This window comes from Marinobacter sp. ANT_B65 (assembly GCF_002407605.1).
In the GTDB taxonomy this organism is placed as follows: Bacteria; Pseudomonadota; Gammaproteobacteria; order Pseudomonadales; family Oleiphilaceae; genus Marinobacter.
In genome coordinates this window covers 1,310,083-1,335,514 of the sequence record NZ_NXGV01000001.1, presented here as the reverse complement: position 1 = coordinate 1,335,514, position 25,432 = coordinate 1,310,083, and the positions used below count along the sequence as shown (strand labels likewise).

Below are 25,432 nucleotides of genomic sequence, written 5' to 3'. Positions count from 1 at the left end.
TTTTTTTCAAACCGGTCAGTCTCAACCCTGATCTGATGCCATATATTTTTTGGCCAGACGCGCTGCATCGCTTTCCGGATAGTCACTTATCACCTGCTCCATCTGGAGACGAGCCTCGGTTTTTTTATTCAGCCGGTCCAGAGTGATACCTAACTTGTATACAGCGTCCGGGGCTTTGCGATGATCCGCGTAACGGGTTGCTACAATTGAAAACGCCTGCCGGGCCTGCTCAAGCTGAGGCTTTACCAGGTAGACCTCTCCCAGCCAGTAGTAGGCATTCACCGTAAGATCCCCTTCAGGATACTTATCGGTAAATTCATAAAGCCGGCTAATGGCTTCATCATACTTTTTCTGGTTGTGAATAAGATCCTGAATGGCTTTGTATGCCTTGCGCTCTTCGGCGCCGGGCTGGCGATATTCACGTATCTCGGCTGCCACCGCATCCCCGGCGTCAGTCCCTCCATCCGGTGAGCCAGCAGACTGAGGCTGGGCGGAAACCTTCTCGGAAAGGTCCAGGATACGCTGGTCCAGATCGATATACCGATCTCTGCCCTGGTCCTGCAGCCGTTTTATGAGATGTCGCTGCTCTTCTGCTTCACCCTGAAGCCGCCTGACTTCGCCCTGCAGCTGCTGGATCATGTAAAAGAGCTCAGACGTCGCCTGGCTGGCATTGGCCTTTCGTTGAGCCTCAGAAGCGTTGCTCTGAAATGCGGGGGTCGATGACTGCGCCAGCGTCATTCCCGCCTGCCCCAAGGCAAGCGGGATAACAACTGCCGCCATGAGTTGCTTTCTCATGGAGTTAACCTGATGTTGTGTGTGCGTTTACTCGAATACGAGTTCCACACGGCGATTCTGTGCCCATGCGCTCTCTGACGAACCCATCACCGCCGGCTTCTCTTCACCATAGCTTACGGTTTCCATCTGGCCCCGTGAAGCACCATTCACAATCAGGAAACGCTGAACGGCGTTGGCACGGCGCTCACCCAAAGCGAGGTTGTATTCCTTGGAACCACGCTCATCACCGTGACCTTCAAGCCGCACTTTCTGGCCAGGATTGCTGGACAGGTAACGGGCATGGGCCATAAGTACGTCCCGGGCTTCCGGCTTGATTTCGGAGGTATCAAAATCAAAATAGAAGGTAGTAATGTCGCGCAGGGCTTCCTGCTCAGCTTGTTGCTGAGCTTCCATCCGCTCTTCTTCAGTCATTGAGGACGAAGAAATACCACTCTGATCTCCACCGCCATAAACGGTTGAACCGCCATCCTGATCAATGGCGGCTACATCAGAGCCATAGCCTTCTTCATCCATATTTTCACCGGTAGTGCTACAACCGGCAAAGAGGCCTGCAGAAAACAAAAGAGCGAGTACTTTGGTTTGAGCTGACAACTTCATAATCCGTTCCTTTCCTTTGGTTGACTTGAACTTCTGCTTTTCAGATAACTACTTTATTACTGATCGACTACCTTACAATCGGACCCCAGGCCGGGTCACGGACATCGCCCTCTGACGCGGGCAGACTATACGCAGCGCCGCCGCTAGCGGAAATGACTGTCAGCACGCTTTCGCCACTTTGCTTGGTGGCATAAATCAACATGCGACCATTTGGCGACACACTGGGAGACTCATCAGATCCGGTGCGGGTGAGGACTGTCTCCTCACCGGTTTTCAGGTTGGTACGGGCGATAGTGAATGCGCGATCACGCTGGTGGACGTAATACACGTAATTACCGGCGTTGTCCGGGCGTGGGCGCGCATTGTACCGACTACCAAATGTAATCCGCTGAGGTTCAGCTCCGCGCTTTGACATACGATAGATCTGGGGGCCACCCGAACGATCCGATGTCAGGAATATCCCATTACCTGAGGCATCCCAGGCTGCTTCAGTATCAATCGCCCAGTGATTGGTAAGCTTGGTCGTTTTACGGGTCTGCAGATTCATCTCATATATTTCTGCATTGCCATCTTTTGAAAGGGTCATCAGCATGGATTGTCCATCCGGTGACCAGGCCGGAGCCGAATTCAGGCCGGGGAAATCCGCCACTTTAGTGCGGTTGCCAGAGCCAAGTTCGTGAACAAAAATAACAGGCTTGCCGGTTTCAAACGAGACATACGCCAGCTTCTTGCCATCCGGCGACCAGGCTGGCGACAAAATAGGCTCCTTGCTCTCCAGCCGGATGCGCGCGCGCTTTCCATCGATATCACTTACCTGCAAACGGTAACGAGCCTGCCCGTTAGCCCTGTCGAGCGTTACATAGGCAAGCTTGGTGGAGAATGCACCGGGAACCCCTGTAATAGCCTCATAAACTTTATCGCTGATGTGGTGAGCCAGAGAGCGCATATTTGAAGCTGGCGCAGCAGCTGTCTCGCCGAGTATTCGTTCTTCACGGTTTACATCAAACAATTCGTAGCGGGCCTGCACTCTGTCGCCGTTAAGTGTCAGCTCCCCAACCAGTACATAACGCTGCCCGAGCAGACGCCAGTCCCGGAAATACACGTCTGACCGTTTTGATGGAAGGCTCAGCATTTTCTCGGGCGGCAAAGGCCGAAACTCACCACTCATGGCCAGATCGGCCTGCACAATACTGCTTACCTTGTCACCTGCAGGCATGCTTCCATTTTCTGCAAACGGAACCACTGAGATCGGAATAGCAGAATCAGCGCCTTCGGTCACCCGTATCAGTAATTCAGCCTGGGCGCTGGCCGCCGACAGAAGCATCATGACAACCACTGTAAACACTGCCTTTGAGGGCCTGAATGACATTCTCTGTACCATGGTGTTACCCGCTTCCTTATCTCAATCTTCTTGGATTGAATTCAATCGTGAACTGACGGAAATAGGTTTCAAATGTATCCCGCTCACTCGGGACCGGATACCGGTTAGATGACCTTACTGCATTTATAGTTGAGTTATCGAACGCTTTATTTCCGCTACTGGCGACAAGTTTTACACTGGCCAGCTCACCAGTTGGCAACAAGGTGATTTGCAATCGTGCCGTCATCTCTTCCGTGGCTGACGAGGGCACATACCAGGCTCGGTTAAGCTTGTCACGTATCAACTGCTGATATTTCTGGCTATCCGACAGCATCTGCGCCTGCCGGGCCTTGGCAGCGGCAGCCTGCTCTTTACGCCGTGCCTCATCTGCCCGGGCTTTTCTGGACTGCTCGGCCTGAGCTTCCAGTTGCTGCTCCTGCAGCCGGCGCTCCGCCTCCTTCCGCTTGCGTTCAGCCTCTTTACGAGCCAGCTCTTCCTGCTTCTTACGCTCAGCTTCTTCTTTACGCTTTTTTTCCTCTTCAGCCTTACGCCTGGCTTCCTGCTGGCGCTGCTTCTCCGCTTCGGCCTCTGCCTTTACGCGTTCACGTTCTTTCGCCTCAGCTTCGGCTTTCTTGCGAGCGGCTTCAGCCTCCCGGTTTTTTTCCGCCTTCAGCTCTTCGGCCTTTGCCTGCTGGCGCTTTTGCTCTTCCGTTTTGCGCTCAGCCTCTTCACGTTTTTTCTGCTCTGCGACCTTGCGTGCTTCTTCATCCTGACGCTTCTGAACTTCGGCCTGTTTCTGCTTTTCGGTTTCCTTCCGCTCCTGCTCCCGATCCGGCTGGTCTACCGGTTCGAGAACCGGACTGGGCTCCGGTTTCTGCTGGGTAATAAGGCGAGCTGAAATGCTGTCTGGCGGGGGCTCCTGAATAGAAGAAGACCACGACCAGCCCGCAAGGGCCACGCCGACGATAAGCAGATGCAAAGCAACTGACAGTGCCACTGGTGACTTCCAGGGAGGCACTCCGGAGCTGGTAATTTCCCGTTCCTGACCTGTCACAACAATTCCGCCTGCCCTGATCTCACGTTTCGTCCGGGAGCGTGTCGGTGATCAGACCAATACTGGTTGCCCCCGCGCCCTGAAGAGCTGCCATCAAACGAACTACGATGCCGTACTCCACATTCTGGTCTCCGCGCACGAGAATATCGCTGGACGTTCTCTGTGACAGAATCTTTGCCACCTGAGCACGCACTTCCGAAAGCGGCATGGGATCGCTCCCCTTGTCCCCTACTTCAACATAATAGGCTCCATTGGCGTCTACGGAGACAACAATGGATTCAACATCCTTATCCGCCTGAATCGGGTTGGATGCCGTCTCCGGTAGATCCACTTTGACGCCCTGAGTCAGCATAGGTGCCGTGACCATGAAAATAATCAACAGCACCAACATCACGTCGATGTACGGAACAACATTGATTTCAGCCATCGGCTTACGCCGGTTTTCGGGCATCATTCCTATGCCTTTCATAGTGTTGCACTCCGGCTGTTAACAGTAGGCGTTATTACCCGCGTCACTACTCTGCGCCCCTGTCGGTACTGTTACTGGCACTATGAACACGGCGATGCAGAATACTGGAGAACTCTTCAGCAAAGGTTTCGTAATGCTTCAGAAGCGCATCCGACTTGGTTGAAAAGCGGTTGTAGGCGATAACCGCAGGAATGGCCGCAAAAAGCCCCATGGCTGTGGCGATAAGTGCTTCAGAAATACCAGGTGCAACAGTAGCCAGCGTAGCCTGCTGAACCTGTGCCAGGCCACGGAATGAGTTCATGATGCCCCATACTGTACCGAACAGGCCGACATAAGGGCTTGTGGACCCTACAGTGGCAAGAAACGGAAGATGGGCTTCAAAGCGCTCCTGTTCCCGGGAAAATGCAACCCGCATGGCTCGCTGAGTTCCTTCCATAACGGCATCAGCATCACGGCTTTGCTGACGTAACCGCGAAAACTCTTTGAAGCCGGCACGAAACAGGGATTCCATACCAGAAAAAGGCGTGGGTTCAGCATTCACCTCGCGGTAGAGCTGTCCCAGATCCATGCCTGACCAGAAGCGTTCTTCAAACGCAAGTTGTGCCTGGCGGGCCTTACGAAATACCTGAGAGCGCTGAAATATCAGCGCCCAGGACACTACCGATGCGGCTGCAAGTAGCAACATGACAAGTTGCACCAGCACACCGGCGTTTGAGATCAGACTCCACACTGACAATTCCGAATCCACCGCTTACTCCTGGCTTGTTCCGTGTTCTGTTTCAGGGTGCGGCCTGCTCTGCTCAAGCAAACCCCGCATATTATCCGGTAACCGTATTGGCCGCCCGCTATCGAGGGCTACACAGGCTACTTTTACATCTGCTTCACACAACTGTTTGCGATCCCGCACTCTTACAACCCGCTGTCTGAATTCCATCCAGACCCGGCCGAAGGCCACTGGCTCTGCCGTTACGACAAGTTCGTCATCAAGCTTCGCTGGCGCGGCGTAATGAATGGACAAACGCTGAACTACATAGCTTATATTATCAGCCATCCCTGCCCGGAGCCCGACACCACAACTGCGCACCCACTCTGTCCGGGCCCGTTCCATGTAGTGCAGGTAGCGGGCATGAAAAACAATGCCGCCGGCGTCCGTATCTTCGATATATACACGGACAGGCCAACCAAACTTGGCTAACGGTTCGCTGTCACTCAAAAGAACCTCCGTCAGAGCCTGAACTATCCCTGGCAATCCCGAAATGCTCATATGCGTGGGATGTCACCATTCGACCGCGGGGGGTACGCAACATAAAACCCTGCTGAATCAGAAAAGGCTCAAGTACATCTTCAATAGTACCCCGCTCTTCACTGATCGCTGCCGCAAGGCTTTCAACCCCTACCGGGCCGCCATCAAACTTCTCGATCATCGCCAGAAGCAGGCGTCTGTCCATATGGTCAAAGCCCTCGCTGTCTACTTTCAGCATGTTCAGAGCCTGATCCGCAATCCCGGCATTTATGTGTCCGTCAGCCCGCACTTCTGCGTAATCTCTTACCCGACGTAACAGGCGGTTAGCTATCCGTGGCGTTCCCCTTGAGCGACGCGCTATCTCATAGGCGCCTTCCTCATCAATATCGACACCTGAAAGCCGTGCAGACCGCACGATAATGTGGGTGAGGTCCGCAGTATTATAAAATTCCAGACGCTGCACTATGCCGAAACGATCCCGCAAGGGTGACGTCAGCAACCCGGCCCGGGTGGTTGCACCAACGAGCGTAAAAGGCGGCAAATCGAGCTTGATTGAGCGCGCTGCGGGCCCTTCACCAATCATGATGTCCAGCTGATAGTCTTCCATGGCCGGATACAGTATTTCTTCTACTACAGCGCTGAGACGATGTATTTCATCGATAAAGAGAACGTCGCCCTCCTCAAGATTGGTCAGCATCGCAGCAAGATCCCCGGCTTTTTCAAGAACCGGTCCGGAGGTCGTCTTTATCGCCACATTCATCTCATTGGCAATAATATTGGCTAGTGTGGTTTTGCCGAGCCCCGGAGGCCCGAAAATGAGGACATGGTCCAGCGCTTCCCGGCGACCACGGGCTGCCGAAATAAAGATATCCATCTGCTCTCGTACTGCAGGCTGCCCCACATACTCGGCGAGCAGGGCGGGCCGGATAGCACGATCCTGAACCTCTTCGTTATCACCGGCCCGGGCCGAGATCAGTCGGTCGGATTCAATCATTTATTCTTCCGTTTATCGGGAATCAATAGACCGCCAAGCGCAGAGAGAAGAACGTCAATTGTACAAACAGCACTGCGCGTGTCACGTTACGCTCTCTACAGGTTTGGCGCTATATAAGCGACACATTAAAGTCACGTCATCAAGCCGGGATCATATTTCTCAGAGCGAGCCTGATAAGGGCCTCGCTGGACATTCCCTCTTCAGCCACTTTGGCGATTGCCCGCTCCGCCTCCTGAGGCTTATACCCAAGAGCTATGAGCGCCGCTTCGGCTTCATCAGCAGGGCGATGTGCTGCCATTGAAAGCTGAGGGGAATCTGTTACAGAGCCCGCCGTACTGCCCGACGCAGGGATAAACTGACCTTCCAGCTGACTTATGCGGTCTGCCATCTCGATCAACAGACGTTCCGCAGTTTTCTTTCCCACACCCGGGAGCTTCACCAACGACTTGATATCGCGGCTCTCAACGCAATGAATAAACTGCTGGGCATTAAGACCAGACAAAATACCGATGGCCAGCTTCGGGCCGACACCGTTCACCTTTATGAGAAGCCGGAACAGATCCCGGTCAAGCCGAGAAGCGAAACCAAAGAGGCTCTGGGCGTCCTCGCGAACGGCAAAATGTGTATGAAGGGTAACTTCCTGCCCGGCGTCCGGCAGATGAAAGAATGTTGTGTAAGGGATGTCAACTTCGTAACCCAGGCCGCTGCATTCAACCAACGCCTGCCCGGGTGTTTTCTCGACCAGAATACCTCGGATACGACCTATCAAGAATGCCTCCTGCCGCTCCACGGAGCAGCTTATTGTTGTCGCACTCGCCCGCTACGTGCCTTGCCCGCGCCGCCGGCTACTCTCAGAATACTTTGATTCATGTGGGCGTGGCACAGCGCAATTGCCAGAGCATCAGCTGCGTCAGCCTGGGGTTTACGGGAGAGTGACAGCAACACTTGAACCATGTGCTGTACCTGAGACTTGTCGGCACCGCCCTTACCTACCACAGCCTGCTTGACCTGCCGGGCAGAGTATTCATGGACGGCCAGACCACTTGTAGCCGCACCGACTATAGCAGCGCCCCGGGCCTGCCCGAGCTTAAGGGCTGAATCGGGGTTGCGGGCCATAAAAACCTGTTCAATGGCAAATTCTTCTGGCCGGTATTCGCCAATCAGACTCACCAGACTCTGAAATATGATTCGCAGGCGCTCCGCCATGGGCTTTTCGCCCACGCGGATACACCCGCTATCGATATATTCTATGTGCCGACCCTCAACGCGGATAATACCGTAACCGGTGATCCTTGAACCGGGGTCAACACCCAGAATAATCGCCACATTACCGCCCTGTTTACTTTTCGTCGGTGTCGGACGTATTACCTTCTGCAGGCTTTACGGGCTTGCGAAGGCGAATATGCAGTTCACGCAACTGCTTTTCATCCACCTCACCGGGCGCCTGCGTCATCAGACAGGTTGCACTTTGGGTTTTCGGGAAAGCGATCACATCGCGAATCGAGCTGGCACCTGTCATCAGCATAATCAAACGATCCAGGCCGAAAGCCAGGCCGCCGTGAGGCGGGCACCCATATTTGAGTGCATCCAGCAGGAACCCGAATTTGGCCCGGGATTCTTCCTCACTGATTCCCAGAATACGGAACACTTCCTGCTGCATCTGGTTGCTGTGAATACGGATGGAACCGCCACCCAGCTCAGTGCCATTCAGAACCATGTCATAGGCACGGGACAAAGCCGTTTCCGGGTTCGCCGCCAGCTCTTCAGGGCTGCAGCTCGGCGCTGTAAACGGGTGGTGAATAGCGGTAAGCCCGCCATCCGGCAATACTTCAAACATCGGGAAGTCCACCACCCACATAGGTGCCCAATGGCAGGTCAGCAACTTCAGGTCGTGACCAACCCGGATACGCAGTGCACCCAGAGCTTCATTTACAACCGTAGTCTTGTCGGCGCCAAAGAACACAATATCGCCATCTTCAGCACCCGTACGCTCGATGACCGCCATGGCGACATCCGCACCCAGGAACTTGACGATAGGTGACTGCAGACCCTCTGCACCTTTAGCCAGATCATTCACTTTGATATAAGCCAGACCTTTGGCTCCGTAAATGCCAACAAATTTGGTATATTCATCAATCTGTTTACGGCTCAGCTCGCCACCCTTGGGCACTCGCAGAGCTGCAACACGGCCTTTGGGATCATTGGCGGGGCCAGCAAAAACTTTAAAATCAACGCCGGCTACCAGGTCCCCTACATCCTGAAGCTCCAGAGGAATACGCAAGTCCGGCTTGTCACTGCCGAAGCGATCCATGGCTTCCGAATAAGGCATGCGCGGAAATTCCGGCAACTCCACATTCATGACATCTTTGAACAGTGCTCGAATCATGCCCTCGTTCAGGCTCATCAGCTCTTCTTCACTGACGAACGAGGCTTCGATATCCACCTGCGTAAACTCAGGCTGACGATCCGCCCGAAGATCTTCGTCACGGAAGCACTTGGCAATCTGGTAATAGCGATCAACACCCGAAACCATCAGCATTTGTTTGAATAGCTGAGGCGACTGCGGAAGCGCGAAGAAAGAACCTTCGTGGGTGCGGCTCGGTACCAGGTAATCGCGGGCGCCTTCTGGTGTTGCACGAGTCAGGATAGGGGTTTCCACATCCATGAAGCCATTGCTGTCGAGATAGTTACGTATGTAGCTGGTCACCCGTGAACGGAAACGCAGGCGATTAAGCATTTCCGGGCGACGCAGGTCTACAAAACGGTAGCGCAGACGCACGTCCTCGCCCACATCAACATGCTCGTCCAGCGGGAACGGAGGCGTGGCTGCCGCGTTCAGGATTGTAACTTCCTTGCCCAACAGCTCAACCTGGCCTGTAGGCATGGTGCTGTTCTCAGTACCTTCCGGACGACGGCGTACACGCCCGGTGATCTTTACAACAAATTCGCTGCGCACTTTTTCGGCAAGCGCAAAGCTTTCAGGGGTATCCGGGTCTACAACGACCTGGGATATGCCATCCCGGTCTCGCAAATCCAGGAAGATAACCCCACCATGGTCACGGCGGCGGTGTACCCATCCGCAAAGTGTAACTTCCTGATCGATGTGGGATTCATTGATCCCACCGCAATAATGACTGCGCATACCGGTTCCCGTCGTGTCTGATGTCTAGAGTTAATGATGATATCTGGCAAGCAAGTGGGCAGGGCTTTCCGAAACCGTGCGGAGCCATGGATGGCGGAGCCGAGCGTACACGGACGTATTTACAGCGTGTTTCGGAAAGCCCTGCCCACTTGCTTGTTACGCCAATCTGGCCTGCTCTGTAAACAGGCAGGAACCATACTGGAAAAGCGGCTTATTATAAACATAATGGCAGCGAAAATCAGGCTTGTTTACCATGGAACAAGGGCCAGGGATAATCTGGCGCAGACTTCCCGCGGTGGTTCCCTCCCGTGGAACAGACCGCTAGACTATCGCGCTCACGTGCTATCGGAGCCACCAAGTTGTCAACCAGAGCTGAGCAGAAACTCCTCACCCGCCGCACCCTGATGGACGCAGCACTCGGACAACTGAGCGCAGATCGTGGCTTCGGAAACCTGAGTCTGCGCGAAGTGGCGCGGGAAGCCGGTATCGCGCCTACGTCTTTTTATCGCCACTTCTCAGATCTCGATGAGCTGGGACTAGTTCTGGTTGATGAGGGCGGAGTTGCCTTGCGGCAACTCATGCGGCAGGCCCGCAAGAGGATCGCCCGGGACGGCAGTGCCATCTCTACCTCCGTAGAGACTTTTATGGAGTATCTCGGCAACAATGCCAACGTTTTTCGCTTAATGCTCCGTGAACGTACCGGCGGTTCCAAACCCTTCCGAACGGCCATTAAAGCCGAGATTGATCATTTCGTAACAGAGTTGGCTGACGACCTCAGGCGTTTTGCGGAAGAACAGCACAAGCCTTTGTCTGATGCACGTGTGGTTGCCGAGGCTATGGTGACGCTGGTTTTCAACCAGGGCGCTGACGCGCTGGATGCAACTCCGAAAGAAAAGGATGAGCTGAAAGCCAAACTGAAAACCGAGCTCAGGATGATCCTGATCGGTTCCCAGATGATGGCCAAGCATGCGTCAATCCGGTAATCGGCAAGCTACAGAGGACAGTGATTCAGACAACATCCAGCACTGACAGCACAGGCGCCAGCGCCCGCCTGACTCCCACCAGACTGTTTTCATCATAGGGAACGGGGGCTTGCCGCCCCCATACAGGGCCGGGCCATGCAGGATCACCCTCAAACCGGACAATATGATGCAGGTGCAGCTGGGGCACCATATTTCCCAGTGCAGCAACATTCATCTTGTCACCACTGAACGCCTCCATCATGCCACGGCTGAGCACCGAGGACTCCTGAATCAGCATCTGTTGCTGCTCAACACTCATTTCATAGATCTCACGAATGCCCGCAAGTGCCGGCACCAGCAATACCCATGGCCAGGTTTTATCATTCATCAGCCGGACTTCGCATAAGCGGGTCCGGCCCATGCTGATTGTATCTGCAGCCAAGCGCTCGTGAAGACGGAATTTCTGCCCCTGAGTCATGGTCACACCCTGTTTTCGCTCAATCGCAATGGAACTGGTTGCGGCCGCGACCAATGGCATAATAGATCAGGCCGTGACGTTCCAGCATTTCCGGCTCGTATAGGTTTCGCCCATCAAACACAGCGGGCTCACGCAGTGTCGACGCGATAGCCGCAAAATCAGGTGAGCGGAACTCTTTCCATTCTGTGCAGATCACCAGCACATCCGCGCCCCGAAGCGCCTGTTCTTTTGTACCGCACAGCACAAGGCCTTCGCGGTCACCGTAAATACGCTGGGTTTCTTCCATGGCTTCCGGATCGAATGCCTGAACAGACGCACCAGCACTCCACAAATCTTCCATCAGTGTCCGGGCCGAAGCTTCACGCATGTCGTCGGTATTCGGCTTGAATGCCAACCCCCAGACCGCTACTACCTTGCCCTTCAGATCGCCGCAGAAATAATGGCTGACCTTATCGAAAAGCACATGCTTCTGAGCGTAGTTAACCTGCTCGACAGCATTCAGCAAATGCGCATCGTAGCCACAATCACTCGCCGTACGCGCCAGGGCCTGAACATCTTTAGGGAAACAGGAACCACCGTAACCGCAGCCAGGGTAAATAAAGTGGTAACCGATACGCGGATCAGAACCTATACCGCGGCGAACAGCCTCAATATCGGCACCCAGACGCTCGGCGAGGTTGGCAATCTCGTTCATGAAGCTGATTTTCGTAGCCAGCAATGAATTTGCGGCATATTTGGTCAGCTCTGCAGACCGGATGTCCATAAAAATCATGCGATCGTGGTTACGATTGAACGGATAATATACCTCACGAAGCACATCAGCCGCTCTGTCGCTGTCAGTTCCGATAATGATGCGGTCCGGCTTCATGAAATCGTTGATCGCCGCGCCTTCTTTAAGAAACTCCGGATTGGAAACCACATCGAACTCAAGCTCCAGACCACGGTGATCAAGCTGTGCCCGAACAGCAGCCTTGACCTTATCTCCAGTGCCGACCGGAACCGTAGACTTATCTACGATGACCTTGTAGTCATCCATATATTGCCCGATAGACCTGGCAACAGCAGTTACGTACTGCAGATCAGCAGAACCGTCTTCATCCGGCGGCGTACCCACTGCGATGAACTGGAGCACCCCGTGCTGCACAGCTTGCTGCGCATCCGTGGTGAATGCCAGGCGCCCGGCTTCAACCGTATGCTTTACGATATCCTCCAGCCCGGGTTCGTAAATGGGAATCTGGCCATTCTTCAGCTTGTCGATCTTTGACTGATCAACGTCCATGCAAAGCACGTCATGGCCAACATCGGCCAGACAGGCCCCAGTCACAAGCCCGACATAACCGGTACCAAAAATCGTTATCTTCATCCTTTAAATCCCGATATCTGTAATTTTTGAAAAAGGCTTTTACTGACCAGCCGCAGCTTTCTTCTTCTGCCAGATTGCTTCCCAGGCCAGCGCAGTGCCAACAATCGTCTCCAGATCGTCGTATACGGGCTGCCAGCCCAGGGTCTTTTTAATCAGGGTGTTGTCTGCCATAAGCGCAGCAGGATCACCTGCCCGCCGCCCGGCTTCCGCTACAGGAAATTCAATACCAGACTGCCTGCGCACCATGTCGATTACGTCCCGCACGGTAAAGCCACGACCATAGCCACAGTTCATAACCTTTGAGTCACCACCGCCCGCCATGTAATCAAGAGCCATAACGTGGGCACTGGCAAGATCTTCCACATGGATATAATCACGAACACAGGTGCCGTCGCTGGTATCGTAATCCGTGCCGAAAATACTCATCCCGTCACGCTGCCCGGTCACGCATTCGCAGGCCACCTTGATAAGATGGGTCGCCTCGGGTGTCGCCTGACCGAGCAGTCCGTCAGGGTTAGCGCCCGCCACATTGAAGTAGCGCAGAATAACGTAATTCAGACCGGATGCAGCAGCGAGGTCCATGATCATCCGCTCACTCATCATCTTGGACGCGCCATAGGGATTGATCGGCGCAAGCGGAAGATCTTCCGTGAGAACTGTCTGTTCAGGCGTGCCATAGACCGCCGCGGTAGAGGAAAACACCATGTAAGGCACTTTGAATTTGTCGATAGCCTTGAGCAGATTCAGCGTATTGCGGGTGTTGTTGCTGTAGTACTTGAGCGGATTTTCTACAGACTCCGGAACCACAATATTGGCAGCAAAGTGCAGAACTGCCTCAAACTGGTGTCTGGAAAACACCTGGTCAATATCGGCTTCGTTCGCCAGATCACCAACAACCAGCTCACCGGCAGTCACTGCCCAGCGGTAACCGGTCGAAAGATTATCGAAAACGACAATATCATGTCCGGCATTTGCCAGCTGCCGAACAACGTGGCTTCCGATATACCCGGCCCCGCCGGTGACTAATACTTTCACGCAGAATTACTCCTTCCCTGAACCTTGTTGGCGCCGCTGCCGGATTTCGGCCCGCCGGCGGCTGAAAAACTCACTGAGCACCCGACCGCACTCATCCTGCAGAATGCCACCCACCGTTTCCACTTGCCAATTCAGGTGGGGCTCATCCAATGTACGTCGGGTAGATTCAACAGCGCCGGATTTAGGTTCGCACGCCCCGTAAACAACCCGACTGATACGGCTGTGGACAATAGCACCGACGCACATGGTACAGGGCTCCAGAGTGACATAAAGGGTTGCTCCAGTCAGCCGGTAATTCCCCGCCCGGACAGCCGCATCACGTAACGCACGTATCTCAGCATGAGCTGTCGGATCACATCCGGAAATCGGGGAGTTAAAGCCGGCCCCGAGTTCTTTGCCATTACGGACGACTACTGCGCCAACAGGAACCTCACCGAGGGAAGCAGCCCGCTCCGCCAGAGTCAGTGCCCGTGCCATCCAGTAATTATCGTCTTTGTCTATCTCTGGCATAACATGGCTCTGCTGAAAGCTTCCGGAGGCGGATAGCCTGCTGGCGAGGCTTTGAAGGGCCATAAAAATACCATTATTCGCTTTTATTACCAAGCAAGCCGCACGGGCTCCCACCTCTTTTGTAACCCGCCCCTACATCAAGCCTGGTCTTGACCTGGGTCATGGAAACTACGCGCTGTTCGGATCAGGTTGGAATCGCAACACATGGTGTTGGCAGCTTTGTACCGTTAAAGGAGAAAGTGACATGAAAGCACTGGTATATCATGGCCCGGGCAAACGCAGCTGGGAAGACAAGCCTCAGCCAGCGATCAGGAAACCCACGGATGCGGTGGTTCGCATCACTCATACCACTATCTGCGGTACCGACCTGCACATTCTCAAAGGTGATGTACCTGCGGTTGAAGAAGGCCGCATTCTGGGGCATGAGGGCCTGGGAGTCGTTGAGGAAGTCGGCGACGGAGTGAGCAACATCAAGGTTGGAGATGAGGTACTGATTTCCTGCGTCACTTCCTGCGGCCGCTGCGACTACTGCAAACGGGGCGTCTATGCCCATTGCCGGGACGGCGGCTGGATTCTCGGCCACCTGATCGATGGCACTCAGGCCGAGTATGTCCGCATACCGCATGCAGATAACAGCCTTTATGTATTACCCGAAGAGATGGACCCCGCTGCAGCCGTCATGCTCAGTGATATCCTGCCTACCGGGCACGAAATTGGCGCCCTGAACGGCGAGGTCAGACTCGGAGACACAGTGGCTATCGTCGGCGCTGGTCCTATAGGGCTGGCAGCCCTGATGACCTCCCGCTTTTACTCTCCGGCACGGATCATCATGATCGATCCGGACGAGAACCGCCTGGCCATGGCAAAAATGCTCGGCGCCACTGACACCATAGCCAGGGATCCGGTTGAGGCTATAAAAGAACTGACCAATGGCGAAGGCGTTGACGTCGCCATGGAGGCCGTAGGTATCCCCGAAACTTTCGATATCTGCCAGGATATTATTCGCGCCGGAGGCCATATCGCCAACATCGGCGTGCATAGCAAGAGCGTCGAATTCAAGCTGCAGGACTTGTGGATCAAGAATATCACCCTGCGCACTGGCCTGGTGAACACCAACACCATCCCTGTATTGATGCGGTTCGTTGAAAGCGGTGGCGTCAAGCCTGCAGATCTGGTAACCCATCGCTTCAAGCTCGACGATATCGAAAAAGCCTACGACATCTTCAGCAATGCTGCGAAAGAACAGGCGATCAAGATGCTTTTGACCGCCGAGTAAGGGTCTCCTGCATCCAATCACATCCGGAATCGCGCGGGATACCTGCGCGATTCCGCCAGGAATGAGGTGCGGGCTCAGCACCAGGGCAGTTATGACCGCTTACGGAATTATCCCGGTTATTGGCCGGATCAATTCGGACCGCCTTGCCTCGCTGGTGGCCGGCCTTCCGGAGCACAGGCCAAGCCTTCTTCATCCCGTGGCAAAACAATACATGACCCGCTTATTTCCTCACCCCGCCGACCAGCGAAGCTGCACTTATCTCCTTCCGACAGGTCGGCACAGGCATCAATGGCTTCGGATGGCGGGCCTTGCGGCCTGGTACGCTCTCCTGAAGCTGTACATGATACGGATGCAAGTGCCATGACCCCGAAAACAAATGCATTGAAAAATATAGACTTACCCTTGTTCGGTGACATATCAACTTCCCTCCTGACTTTACTTTAGAGGTGTTCAGTCTGACGAATAAGTAAGAAGGGACTATGGAGAAAATATGGAAAACTCATGGAGATTCAGACAGGGCAGTTTCTATCATTCAATCTTGTAACCTACGCCGTAGGTAGAATGAATAACTTCTTCATCACCCAAAGCCCGGGAAAGCTTTTTCCGCAGATTCTTTATATGGCTATCGATAGTTCTGTCACTGACAATCCGGTCATCCTTATAGCTTGAACGTATCAGAATTTCCCTCGAATACACCCTGCCGGGCTGGGACAGCAAGGTCTTCAGCATGCGGAATTCCACCGGCGTGAGATCAAGCTCTTCATCTCCGACCTTGCACAGAAAACGCTCAGGGAACAGAGAAATACCCCGATATTCAATTTTTTCATGGGCACTCGAAACCGGATGCTGGTTCACCCGCCGCAAGATAGTACGCACCCGTGCAACCACCTCACGGGGCAAAAAGGGTTTGCAGACGTAATCATCCGCCCCCATTTCCAGGCCAAGCAATCGATCGATTTCGTCGACTCTGGCAGTAAGCATAAGGATCGGCACAGAGGAAAATTGCCTGACCTCCCTGCAAATACTTAAACCATCCTTTCCCGGCAACATGAGGTCCAGTATCACGAACGCAGGGCTACCAGCCTTGATCGTTTCCACTGCATGGGTGCCATCATTCAGCACATGCGTTTTAAAACCATCCTTTGCCAGATAGTCCACGAGAATCTGTGCGATTTTATCCTCATCTTCCACGATGATAATTGTCTGGTCAGTCATTTCATGTCCCGGCAGTAATTGGAAAAACCAACTCGATACACAAGCCACCCAGTTCAGACGGGGTCGCCGTAATGGTTCCCTGGTGCGCTTCCACAATATTCCTGCATATTGCCAGCCCCAGCCCCGCCCCGGCGGTACGACGACTGCGGGACATCTCATGACGATAAAGTGGTTCAAACAGCTTTTCGCATTCATCGGCATCCACACCAGGTGGCGTGTCCTGAATCCTGACAACTATCTTCGCTCCACTGCTGGCCAGCGAAATCTCTATTCGTCCGGGAGAATCTGTGTAGGCCAGAGAATTTTCAAACAGGTTAACGAACAGTTGATCCAGACGCTGACTATCAGCACTTATCATTTTACCTGTCTCGCCGCTGACGTTCAGGTCGATGCCTTTTTCACCAGCACGTGTCCGGATCGCATCAGCCGCAGCCGTCACGCACTGCATGATATCCACCGGGCCGGACGAATAACGCAAACCACCGATATCCGACACCGAGAGTTCATAAAGATCATCAATCAGCCGGTGCAGACGCGCAACTTCCTGGTCCAGTGAGAGAATCTGAACCATGTCGAGAGGCCGTATGCCATCCTTCATGGCTTCAATCTCACCAATGAGTACCGTTACAGGCGTGCGCAACTCGTGGGAAATGCTGGCTAACCAGCGCTGGCGGGAAGATCTGCTTTCCTCCAGTTTGTAGGCCAGTTTGTCCAGATCCCCCATTAACCGGCCCAGCTCATCGGATCTGCGCTCATCAAGCCGTACGGAATAATCACCACTGGATAATTGAGCAATAGCCGCAATCGTGCGACGGATAGGAGCCAGCAATACCCGGGTCAAGAACAGTGAAACCACAACCGCCAGCATCAGAGAGACAAAGCCGATCAGACCACTGGTTATCCACTGTTGTCTGGAAAACGCGGTTTCCTGTGGCAAGCTGAATTGACGCCTGGGTTCACTGCGCAACTCACCCACCGGTTCGCCACCAATCAGAACCGGTACCCTGATGGGTCTGGTCTCAGCGGCGGACGGAAGAGAGCCCGCAACGAGCTCTCCATGCACGTTATACAGGGCTGTTGGCGGCCCCAGCTCTGGCCCCCACTTCGCTGATGAAGAATCAGGCGAAGGACGCCGGGGAAGGGATAACATTAAACCTCGCGGAGGAGGTCTTCCAGCACCTGACGCCTCCTCAAGTTTCGCTGGTGCATGCTCCCACAGGATTTCTTCAAAGCGTCGCCTGCTCACTGTAGACCAGGAACTCCCGGCATCCACATACTCCCGGGACAAGCTGGTCGCAACCAGCTTCAGCCGTGCTTCCTCCAGGGCATTCACATAATCAAGGAACCCCTGCTCAAAACTCCAGCGCGCAAGGCCAAGGGTTGAGACCAGTATTACCAGTGTCAGCCCCAGAAAAGACAGGATCAGTTTTTTCGAAATAGATAGTTTCATGCCACTCGTCACAAAGTCCTTCAAGCCTGATCCGGCCAGCTACCGAAGGGCTGTTTTTCAAGCTGCATATTTCCGTCTGCATCTTTGTAGATATTAATCCAGGCCTGCCAGTTTTCGTCATCAATCTCTGGATAATCGAGCCGATAATGACTGCAGCGACTCTCTTTGCGCATCAGCGATGCCTTTAATTTCATTTCAGCCGTTACAATCATATTTCGGGTTTCATGGGCGAGCCTCAGGTGGTGGCGGTCCGCAGCCAGTAACATTGGCACATGATGTTCTTTCAGTTCCTCCACATACGCCAGTGCACCATTCAGCATACGCTCCTTTTTGATATACAGAACGAAATTGGGAATCATCACCGCCTGTAGTACCTGAGTTACCCATGCCGGGCTGTATCCTTTCTCCCGCTTCAGAGGAGCAAGGATCTCCTCGTTGATCTGCTGCAGCCTGGTTTCGGCAACGGGGATGCGCTTAACGTCAGCGCTTGCCAGTGCTGCAGCCTCACCGGCAATGGCACCCTGCACTGCCGAACCTGCCAGTGAACTACCTATCTGGGTATAGATACCGCCGGACATACAGGAACCGAGAGCATCCCCAGCGGCGTAGAGCCCGGGAACCGTGCTCAGGCCCGTAGCATCAACAGGGACTAAACCTTCCGATTTGTGGATGGCCATACCTGCTGACGAGCCTCCCACTGACTCGCCCCCCATTCCAGGAGGTCCACCGCGTTTATTTTGCCTGAACAGAGACAGTAACCCCTGCTCCTGCGGTGGCGGTGGCGGCCCGCCGGACTGACGGAATGCAAGAGGAACAAAGGGGCCGCCAGGAATTTCAGAAAATGTCTCGTCTTTGTGGCTGCCAGGCAGCGGGGGCCCCATTTCCACTGGCCCACCCAGCCGGTATGCACGGTAATTAAGGTCGACACCGAGATGGTGATTGATGCCTACTCCGGTGATACTGGGGCGTTCTTCAACCTGGCCATGCCAGTTGTCGTAACAGGAGCCCGAGTTTTCTGCAGAGCCCGGATGACCGTCGTTCCATTCTTTACCCGTAATCTTTGCACCAATGTCGTACGCCATAATGGATCCGTCGTGGGTCAGGTCGCACACCGGGAAACCACTTGGTTTGAAGCCACCCGACCCGGTACAGAGAACAACGGTTTTGGCCGAGAAATGCAGAATCCTGTTTTCATCCAGGCTGAATCCGGAAGCGCCTATAACGCGACCTTTATCTTTCACCAGATGCGTGATCATCACCCGCTCTAACATTGGAATATCGCGCGCTTCGATGGGCCGCATAAAGCTGTTAGCGTATAGCGCTGAATCGAAAAAGCCCCATGACTTCAGTTCCTGAACACGGTCATAGGAATGTTCAGCAAGCTGCCGGGTAAATACCGGATTGTTGGTACCTATGGCAGATTCAGAAACCCCTGCAACAAAATCATCGATGCTCATTGAGGCATTGGACTTGTCGTAACTGAAAATACCCTTAGCAAAAGGCGTCAGGCCAGAACTTCCCAACCGGCCCTTCGCAACCATGGTGACCTTAGCTCCGGCATCATGCGCTTTAACCGCCGCAAACAACGCTGCCATGCCACCACCTATAACAAGTACGTCCGTTTCCTGTGTTTCCTTCCTGAACTCGCTGGCGTTTATTTTGGGCCTGTTTGGGACAGGTTCTGCGCCAAAAGCCATAGAAGCAAAAGCCGCCGCACCAACGACACCGGCAGTAGCCCCCATAAAGGTACGTCTCGATATTGTTTTATCGGAACACATTATCGCTACCTCCAGGAGACCATGACAGGGATACTTTTGTCCGGTGTGATAGTGATTGCATCAACGGGACAGTAGAGACGGCACAGATGACAGATCTGACAGTCCTCAGGGTATGCAATCACGGCCTTTTTGCTTTCTTTGTCAAATTGAATGACATCGGTCGGGCAGGTAGAAATACAGGTTTTACAACCGATGCATCCAGATATCTGGTTAATTGGCATAGCCTTACCTCGACAACTTGATAGTTAAAAAGAAAGGTATTCATAGTGAATGTTCGCTTCGGGAATCCCCAGGGATCTGAGGTTCGCTGTAACCGCTGCAATCATCGCCGGCGGACCACAAAGATAAACCGCCCAGTCGTTGGCAAGCTCGGGGTCGATAGCCTCTGCGATAACATCTTTGCCAATGACACCCTGGCGAACACCGGGAATGTTCGTGGGGTTATCGCACACCAATTGCTGCGTAAAGTCCGGCATGGTGTGCTGCAGCAATTGAATCTCGTCCTGCAACACCATCTGCTCATAATCCTTGTTGCCATAGAGCAACCGAACCGGACGCGGATCATGGTTTGCCGCCAGCTCTCTCAACAGGCTCAACATCGGGCCAATACCTGCACCGCCAGCAATCAATGTGATGCCCCTGGCAGATTCGCTGTCACGCAAACTCATGCTGCCATATGGCCCGTCCACATAGACTTTCTGACCAATGGTTAAACGGTCAAGCTGTGACGTGTAATCACCCTGCTCTCTGATAACCAGCCTGATTTCAGGTAACTCATTACTACTGGATGCAATCGAAAACGGATGTTCATTCATACTATGGGCAGAGCCACTGGTGTTTATCCAGATAAACTGCCCCGCCTCAAAACTGAAATCCTTTGGCGAATCATTCCGAAGCCTGACAAGCCAGTCTCTGCTGCTACCCCGGGTGATACTGACCAGAGTAAAGGGTGACTTTTTCAGGTTGTTCTTTTTGACCAGTTGATTAAAAAGAACGAGCCCCATCGACATTGCGCACAGCCCCCACCAGAGCATGTTGAAATGCTCGTCAAACTGACCGTGACGGCCAACACTGGTTACGTGCAGGGAGGCAAGCACACAGATAACGACAAACCCGAGAAGGTGCGTCAGATGCCAGGTTTCATAGCTGATCCTGAGCCTGTCTTTGAAGATGGCAAGCAGGATCCACAGGATCATCACAACCCAGGCAATCAATCCTGTCAGCAATTGCGGAGATGTGATCGCTTCAACCAGGCTTGTCATGCCATCGTCGAAAGAGACCAGAAAGCGCGGCGCCAGTATCAACACCGGATGGAGTAAAAAGAAGAAGCCTATCCATTTTCCTGCCGTCTTGTGCTTCGACATACTCCAGTCGATATTTGAAAACACTGGAAGGTGTTTGAAGCGGCCCGCAAGAGGAAACTGAACAAAAAATGCCATCATGGCAACCGTGTTCAGAAACACAAGCGTTGCCGAGTAAAGCCCCTTGTAGTCAATATTCAATGAAAAGGTGGCTACATATGGAATCAACAGTATCGCAAGATAAGCAAAGACCAGCTTGCTTTTCCTGATCTGGAACAGACGGCGTAACGGTCTGTTTAAGTTTACTGGCAATGAATGTTCAGTCATCTCTCACCCAGCCCCGCATTGAAGCAATGTAAAATCCTGTCAGACCCAGCAGTCGCTGACAGCGAGAACAGACACGAACCTGCTCTCGCTCCACTAATCAGAAAGTTTACAGCCACATTGTGCATAAAACGTGCAGATGAAATGGATATCCCGGGGATTCGGAATCAGACGTCACCCTGCGGTTTTTAGCGAGTGACGGATTCCTGACTGGTTAAACTCAACGAACAATGTCTTCGCCAGCTGACTGGCATCCGCCAGGGCATCGATACGATTCCATAGATCCAGCTCATAACTCAGGGACAGGCTCGCGCGTTAGGATCAACGGAAAATCTCGGAACGACTTTTTCCTGACTTTGCGACTGTGACGGTTTGGGCTCAAGCGCAAAGGTTTTATGCGTGAGCAATAGCTGCGTCAACGATAGGCGGCTCTGTCCGCAACTTGATCATGGGCCGCCCGATACTCTCTGCACCAAAGACGAATGGCGGCTTTCTCGCTGCGGTGCAGCGTAGCTCTTGTGTAGATTACGGCGGACGGCTTTCTGCGCCAGCGAAGAAAGGTCCAAACTGATCGCTGAACTTTGGGAGTGGCGATTGAACCTCATTTTTCACCACCTGCGATGGAAGGCGTTCACTTAGGACCAGTCAAACCACCCGGTTTCTCTCACGCGTGGTTAAGCGCGACCACCGGGTCGAGCCTTGCCGCCGCCCGCGCTGGCAAATAGCCAAAGGTAATCCCGATCAGGGTCGAGGACAGGAAAGCCACAACAATCGCCGTAGCCGAGAAACTCAACTGCACATCGGTCGAAAAATACACCACCATCTGCCCGCCGATCAGGGCTCCGGCGATCCCAATGACGCCACCTGTCAGGCAAACTAGAACGGCTTCGATCAGGAACTGCGCCACAATATCCGACCGCCGCGCCCCGATCGCGATGCGCACGCCGATCTCTTTTGTGCGCTCGGTGACGGATACCAGCATGATATTCATCACCCCGATCCCCCCGACAATCAGCGAGATCACAGCGATCATCGCCACCAGCACGGTCAGCGTTTCCGTGGTCGAGGTCATAGCGTCGCGGATCGTGTCGGAGTTTGTCAGGAAGAAATCCTTGGTGCCGTGGCGGCTGGTCAGCAAAGCGTTGATTTCTGTCTCGGCAAGCGAGGTGTCGTAATCATCGCTCACCCGCACCTCGATGCTATCAAGGAAATTCTGCCCGGAAATCCGCGTCATCACCGTGGTATAGGGAACCCATACATTCAGTGATTCCGGGCCAAAGCTTGCCCCGCTGGACCGCACCACCCCAATCACCCGCACCGGCACGCCACCCAGAAGCAGAACCTTGCCAACCGGGTCGTCGCCCGCGTCGAAAAAGGTGTCGCGCGTATCCTCGTCGATCACCGCGACCTGGCTGCGGTCGATAACATCGTCGGACGCGAAGGTGCTGCCGGTCACGGTGTTGTAATTGTGGACCTGAAAATAATCCCCGCTCACCCCGTTGATCGACGCATCCGAGGCGGTACCGCGATAGACAACGTTGCGTTGGGTCGCGACCGAAGGCGAGGTGCTGTCGGCATAGGGTTGCAGAGCCAGCGCATCTCCATCCGAAGGCATCAGCGTTTCCACCTTGGCCGCATCGCGCGCGCCGAACCCCGTGCCCGAGCGAACAGTGATCGTGCTGCTCCCAAGCGATGAAATACTTTCGAGCACCTTTTCTTTGCTGCCTGTTCCCAACGCGACCACCAGCACCACAGAGGCGATACCGATGATGATGCCCAGCATCGTCAGAACCGAGCGCACCCGATGGGCCAAAAGCGCTTTGAACGACATTTCAAACGCCTCGCGCAGCCGCAACAGCGCAGCCCCGGTGCCCGTTTTCCGCGGGGCGTGCTCCAACCGGTTGGCATCCGTTACATCCTTGGCGGCCGTCTGTGTATCCGAGATGATCCGCCCGTCACTGATCTCGATCGTGCGATGGGCATGCTGGGCGACCTCGGGGTCATGGGTGACCATGACGACGGTGTGGCCTTTGCGGTTCAGTTCCAACAGCAACTCGATCATTTCCCTGGAGCTTTTTGTATCAAGCGCGCCGGTGGGTTCATCCGCCAGGATCACCTCGCCGCCGTTCATCAAGGCGCGCGCCACGGAAACCCGTTGCTGTTGGCCCCCCGAAAGCTCGCCCGGGCGGTGGTCCAAGCGGTCGGCCAAGCCAAGCTGACCCAGCAGATCAGAGGCCCGTTGGTGCCGGGCCGCGCGGCCCTCTCCAACATAGATCGCGGGCACCTCGACATTGCCCACCGCATCAAGATCGGGCAAAAGTTGATAGCGCTGGAAGATAAAGCCGAAATGCTCGCGCCGCAGTTGAGCAAGCTGATCGGGGCTGAGTTCACTCACATCCTGACCGGCAAAGCTGTAGCTGCCCGAACTGGCGCGATCGAGGCAACCGAGGATGTTCATCAGCGTTGATTTACCCGAGCCAGAAGCCCCAATGATCGCCACCATCTCACCCGACCTGATGTCAACGTCAACATCGCGCAGGACAGTGATGGTTTCATCGCCAGCCTGAAAGCTGCGCGAGATCCCGCGTGCTGAAATCAGCGGTACCTCCATCGTCATATTCTCACCCGTGGCGTGCTGGTATTGCTCTGTGACGCAGAGGGGGCCACGACGGCGGTGCCGGTAACAACCTCATCGCCCTCACTCAGCCCCGATATGATCTCGGCCCTGATCTTGTTGTTCAGCCCGACCTCAACTGGCACAGTCGTCGTTGTGCCGTCTGCGGCATCATACCGTTTGACGGTATAGCCATCAGCGTCATTGCTCAGCGCCGCGGACGGCACGGTCAACACGTTTTCCGCCTTGTCCAGAATGATCGAGACTTCAGTCGTCATGCCGATGCGCAGCAGATGGTCTGGATTGTCCACCTCCAGCAACCCATTGTAATAGATCGCCACATCGGTTGAGATGGTGTCGCTGGTCTCAATTGCCGAAGGCGCAGGCTCGATAGCGCGCACAGTTGCAGAGAATTTGTGATCCGGTTCTCCCAAGATAGTAAAGAACACTTGCTGCCCGGGTTTCACATGCACCACGTCAGCCTCGGATATCTCCGCCTTCACCACCATACTGTCCAAATCGGCAAGCTTGACGATTGTCGGAGCGCTTTGCGAGGCATTCACCGTCTGGCCTTCGTCATTGACGATTGCCACGACGGTTCCCGAAATCGGCGCAGTGATCCTGGTCCGGTCAAGCGCGATTTGCGCAGTTGATACAGTGACTTCAGCGCTTTTTTGCTGTGCGGCCAGCGCGTCAAGCTCGGCTTTGTAGACATCAACTTCGGCCTGAGTTGCCTCAAGATCCTCTTTCGATACATAATCCGAGGTGGTCAGCTTTATCTGCCGGTCCAGCGACCGTTTGGCCTTGACCAGACTGGCATTCTTGGCGGCGATCTGGGCCTTGATATTGGCCTGGTTCGCTTTTGCCGTCAGCACAGCATTCTGCTGGTCCTGACTGTCGATCAGCGCAATCAGGTCACCCTTCTCGACCTCGTCGCCAAGGGCGACCGCCAGTGTTTCGATCTGACCCGATACCCGTGCGCCAACGCTGACCAATTGTTTGGCCTCCATCGTGCCCGACGCCAGCACTGTCTCTTCAACGGTGCCAAGTCTGACAAGAGCCGTCGTCGGAGGGGCCTCGGGTTCGTTCTGGGCGAAATAGAACCAGCCTCCAACCGCGGTCGACAACAACACAATCGGGATCAAGATGCGTAATGTTTTCATAAAAGAAGGCCTTTCGGGCGGAAACTGTGGCAACAAGCCGTTATACGCAAAAGCATGGTAATTCCGCTTCTCTAATTGGGTGTCTGGGTCAAGCTCAATTCCTTTCATTCATGACGATGGGATCGCTTATCCGGGTCACGCTTCTCTTCGCAGTCTGGTTTGGCGTTCGAAGGGCGCCGCTGCATGCATGTGTCGGATTGGCAGTGGAGAGCCGCGCTTGACGGTATCGGTGATGAAGGCCGGCGGGGCCTCCCCCTCCCTTGCGTATTGGTAGCCAACACCAGCAACAATAACGACGACAAGCAGAAA

Annotated in this window: 24 protein-coding genes; 2 read left to right on the top strand and 22 right to left on the bottom strand. The window is 54.3% G+C overall.

Annotation, left to right across the window (positions count from 1 at the left end):
- Positions 1–21: 21 nt before the first annotated feature.
- From ybgF to aspS, 11 genes are all read right to left on the bottom strand, one after another.
- Positions 22–795: a tol-pal system protein YbgF gene (ybgF, locus tag CPA50_RS06280; RefSeq protein ID WP_096781567.1), complete on the bottom strand. Its 774-nt coding sequence runs from the start codon at positions 793–795 to the stop codon at positions 22–24.
- Between the two features lie 27 nt (positions 796–822).
- The gene (gene pal / locus CPA50_RS06275) at positions 823–1,392 is read right to left on the bottom strand and encodes a peptidoglycan-associated lipoprotein Pal (protein ID WP_096781566.1); all 570 of its coding nucleotides are present in this window, start codon (positions 1,390–1,392) and stop codon (positions 823–825) included.
- A 67-nt stretch (positions 1,393–1,459) separates the two neighbouring features.
- Entirely contained in the window at positions 1,460–2,719 is a 1,260-nt protein-coding gene (gene tolB, locus CPA50_RS06270; RefSeq protein WP_413772155.1) for a Tol-Pal system beta propeller repeat protein TolB, read from the bottom strand.
- Positions 2,720–2,789: 70 nt separating this feature from the next.
- Complete coding sequence (tolA, locus tag CPA50_RS06265) at positions 2,790–3,749, bottom strand: cell envelope integrity protein TolA (RefSeq protein WP_096782360.1); 960 nt, start codon at positions 3,747–3,749, stop codon at positions 2,790–2,792.
- A 79-nt stretch (positions 3,750–3,828) separates the two neighbouring features.
- The gene (gene tolR / locus CPA50_RS06260; protein ID WP_096781564.1) at positions 3,829–4,275 is read right to left on the bottom strand and encodes a protein TolR; all 447 of its coding nucleotides are present in this window, start codon (positions 4,273–4,275) and stop codon (positions 3,829–3,831) included.
- 46 nt (positions 4,276–4,321) lie between these two features.
- Positions 4,322–5,023, bottom strand: coding sequence for a protein TolQ (tolQ, locus tag CPA50_RS06255; RefSeq protein WP_096781563.1), 702 nt, complete (start codon positions 5,021–5,023; stop codon positions 4,322–4,324).
- A gap of 3 nt (positions 5,024–5,026) precedes the next feature.
- The gene (gene ybgC / locus CPA50_RS06250; RefSeq protein WP_227519509.1) at positions 5,027–5,488 is read right to left on the bottom strand and encodes a tol-pal system-associated acyl-CoA thioesterase; all 462 of its coding nucleotides are present in this window, start codon (positions 5,486–5,488) and stop codon (positions 5,027–5,029) included.
- Complete coding sequence (gene ruvB, locus CPA50_RS06245) at positions 5,481–6,512, bottom strand: Holliday junction branch migration DNA helicase RuvB (RefSeq protein WP_096781561.1); 1,032 nt, start codon at positions 6,510–6,512, stop codon at positions 5,481–5,483. Before ruvB ends, ybgC begins: the two co-directional genes overlap by 8 nt.
- 139 nt (positions 6,513–6,651) lie before the next feature.
- Complete coding sequence (ruvA, locus tag CPA50_RS06240; protein WP_096781560.1) at positions 6,652–7,281, bottom strand: Holliday junction branch migration protein RuvA; 630 nt, start codon at positions 7,279–7,281, stop codon at positions 6,652–6,654.
- 29 nt (positions 7,282–7,310) lie between these two features.
- Positions 7,311–7,838: a crossover junction endodeoxyribonuclease RuvC gene (ruvC, locus tag CPA50_RS06235; RefSeq protein ID WP_096781559.1), complete on the bottom strand. Its 528-nt coding sequence runs from the start codon at positions 7,836–7,838 to the stop codon at positions 7,311–7,313.
- 13 nt (positions 7,839–7,851) lie between these two features.
- The gene (aspS, locus tag CPA50_RS06230) at positions 7,852–9,654 is read right to left on the bottom strand and encodes an aspartate--tRNA ligase (RefSeq protein ID WP_096781558.1); all 1,803 of its coding nucleotides are present in this window, start codon (positions 9,652–9,654) and stop codon (positions 7,852–7,854) included.
- Positions 9,655–10,013: 359 nt separating this feature from the next.
- Between aspS and fabR the strand changes: the two genes are divergently transcribed.
- Positions 10,014–10,637 carry an HTH-type transcriptional repressor FabR gene (fabR, locus tag CPA50_RS06225; protein ID WP_096781557.1) on the top strand — a complete coding sequence of 208 codons (624 nt, stop codon included), beginning with the start codon at positions 10,014–10,016 and terminating at the stop codon, positions 10,635–10,637.
- 25 nt (positions 10,638–10,662) lie between these two features.
- Here fabR and CPA50_RS06220 read toward each other — a convergent pair whose 3' ends face one another.
- From CPA50_RS06220 to tadA, 4 genes are read right to left on the bottom strand one after another with little or no spacing between them, the layout of a single operon-like run.
- Positions 10,663–11,094 (bottom strand): HIT domain-containing protein, encoded by a 432-nt coding sequence (locus CPA50_RS06220; protein WP_096782359.1) that lies wholly within the window; start codon positions 11,092–11,094, stop codon positions 10,663–10,665.
- A 19-nt stretch (positions 11,095–11,113) separates the two neighbouring features.
- Positions 11,114–12,457, bottom strand: coding sequence for a UDP-glucose dehydrogenase family protein (locus CPA50_RS06215; RefSeq protein WP_096781556.1), 1,344 nt, complete (start codon positions 12,455–12,457; stop codon positions 11,114–11,116).
- A 39-nt stretch (positions 12,458–12,496) separates the two neighbouring features.
- Entirely contained in the window at positions 12,497–13,492 is a 996-nt protein-coding gene (gene galE / locus CPA50_RS06210) for a UDP-glucose 4-epimerase GalE (RefSeq protein ID WP_096781555.1), read from the bottom strand.
- A 6-nt stretch (positions 13,493–13,498) separates the two neighbouring features.
- Positions 13,499–14,002: a tRNA adenosine(34) deaminase TadA gene (gene tadA / locus CPA50_RS06205; protein WP_096782358.1), complete on the bottom strand. Its 504-nt coding sequence runs from the start codon at positions 14,000–14,002 to the stop codon at positions 13,499–13,501.
- Positions 14,003–14,246: 244 nt separating this feature from the next.
- Here tadA and CPA50_RS06200 point away from each other — a divergent pair, with 244 nt between their 5' ends.
- On the top strand, positions 14,247–15,278 hold the full coding sequence (locus CPA50_RS06200) for a zinc-dependent alcohol dehydrogenase family protein (RefSeq protein WP_096781554.1): 1,032 nt from the start codon (positions 14,247–14,249) through the stop codon (positions 15,276–15,278).
- A gap of 528 nt (positions 15,279–15,806) precedes the next feature.
- Here CPA50_RS06200 and CPA50_RS06190 read toward each other — a convergent pair.
- The 7 genes from CPA50_RS06190 to CPA50_RS06160 all read right to left on the bottom strand — a co-directional run bounded on the left by CPA50_RS06190 (position 15,807) and on the right by CPA50_RS06160 (position 25,123).
- Entirely contained in the window at positions 15,807–16,493 is a 687-nt protein-coding gene (locus CPA50_RS06190; RefSeq protein WP_096781552.1) for a response regulator, read from the bottom strand.
- Between the two features lies 1 nt (position 16,494).
- Positions 16,495–17,943 carry an ATP-binding protein gene (locus CPA50_RS06185; RefSeq protein WP_143750726.1) on the bottom strand — a complete coding sequence of 483 codons (1,449 nt, stop codon included), beginning with the start codon at positions 17,941–17,943 and terminating at the stop codon, positions 16,495–16,497.
- A 20-nt stretch (positions 17,944–17,963) separates the two neighbouring features.
- Positions 17,964–19,721, bottom strand: coding sequence for an FAD-binding protein (locus CPA50_RS06180; RefSeq protein WP_096781550.1), 1,758 nt, complete (start codon positions 19,719–19,721; stop codon positions 17,964–17,966).
- Positions 19,722–19,726: 5 nt separating this feature from the next.
- Positions 19,727–19,942, bottom strand: coding sequence for a ferredoxin family protein (locus CPA50_RS19905; RefSeq protein ID WP_096781549.1), 216 nt, complete (start codon positions 19,940–19,942; stop codon positions 19,727–19,729).
- Between the two features lie 24 nt (positions 19,943–19,966).
- A complete protein-coding gene (locus CPA50_RS06170; RefSeq protein WP_179397158.1) occupies positions 19,967–21,334 on the bottom strand; it encodes a ferric reductase-like transmembrane domain-containing protein in 1,368 nt (455 codons plus the stop codon).
- Between the two features lie 676 nt (positions 21,335–22,010).
- Positions 22,011–23,957 (bottom strand): MacB family efflux pump subunit, encoded by a 1,947-nt coding sequence (locus tag CPA50_RS06165; protein ID WP_413772154.1) that lies wholly within the window; start codon positions 23,955–23,957, stop codon positions 22,011–22,013.
- A 2-nt stretch (positions 23,958–23,959) separates the two neighbouring features.
- Positions 23,960–25,123, bottom strand: a complete 1,164-nt coding sequence (locus CPA50_RS06160; protein ID WP_096782357.1) for an efflux RND transporter periplasmic adaptor subunit — start codon at positions 25,121–25,123, stop codon at positions 23,960–23,962.
- Between the last annotated feature and the right edge of the window lie 309 nt (positions 25,124–25,432).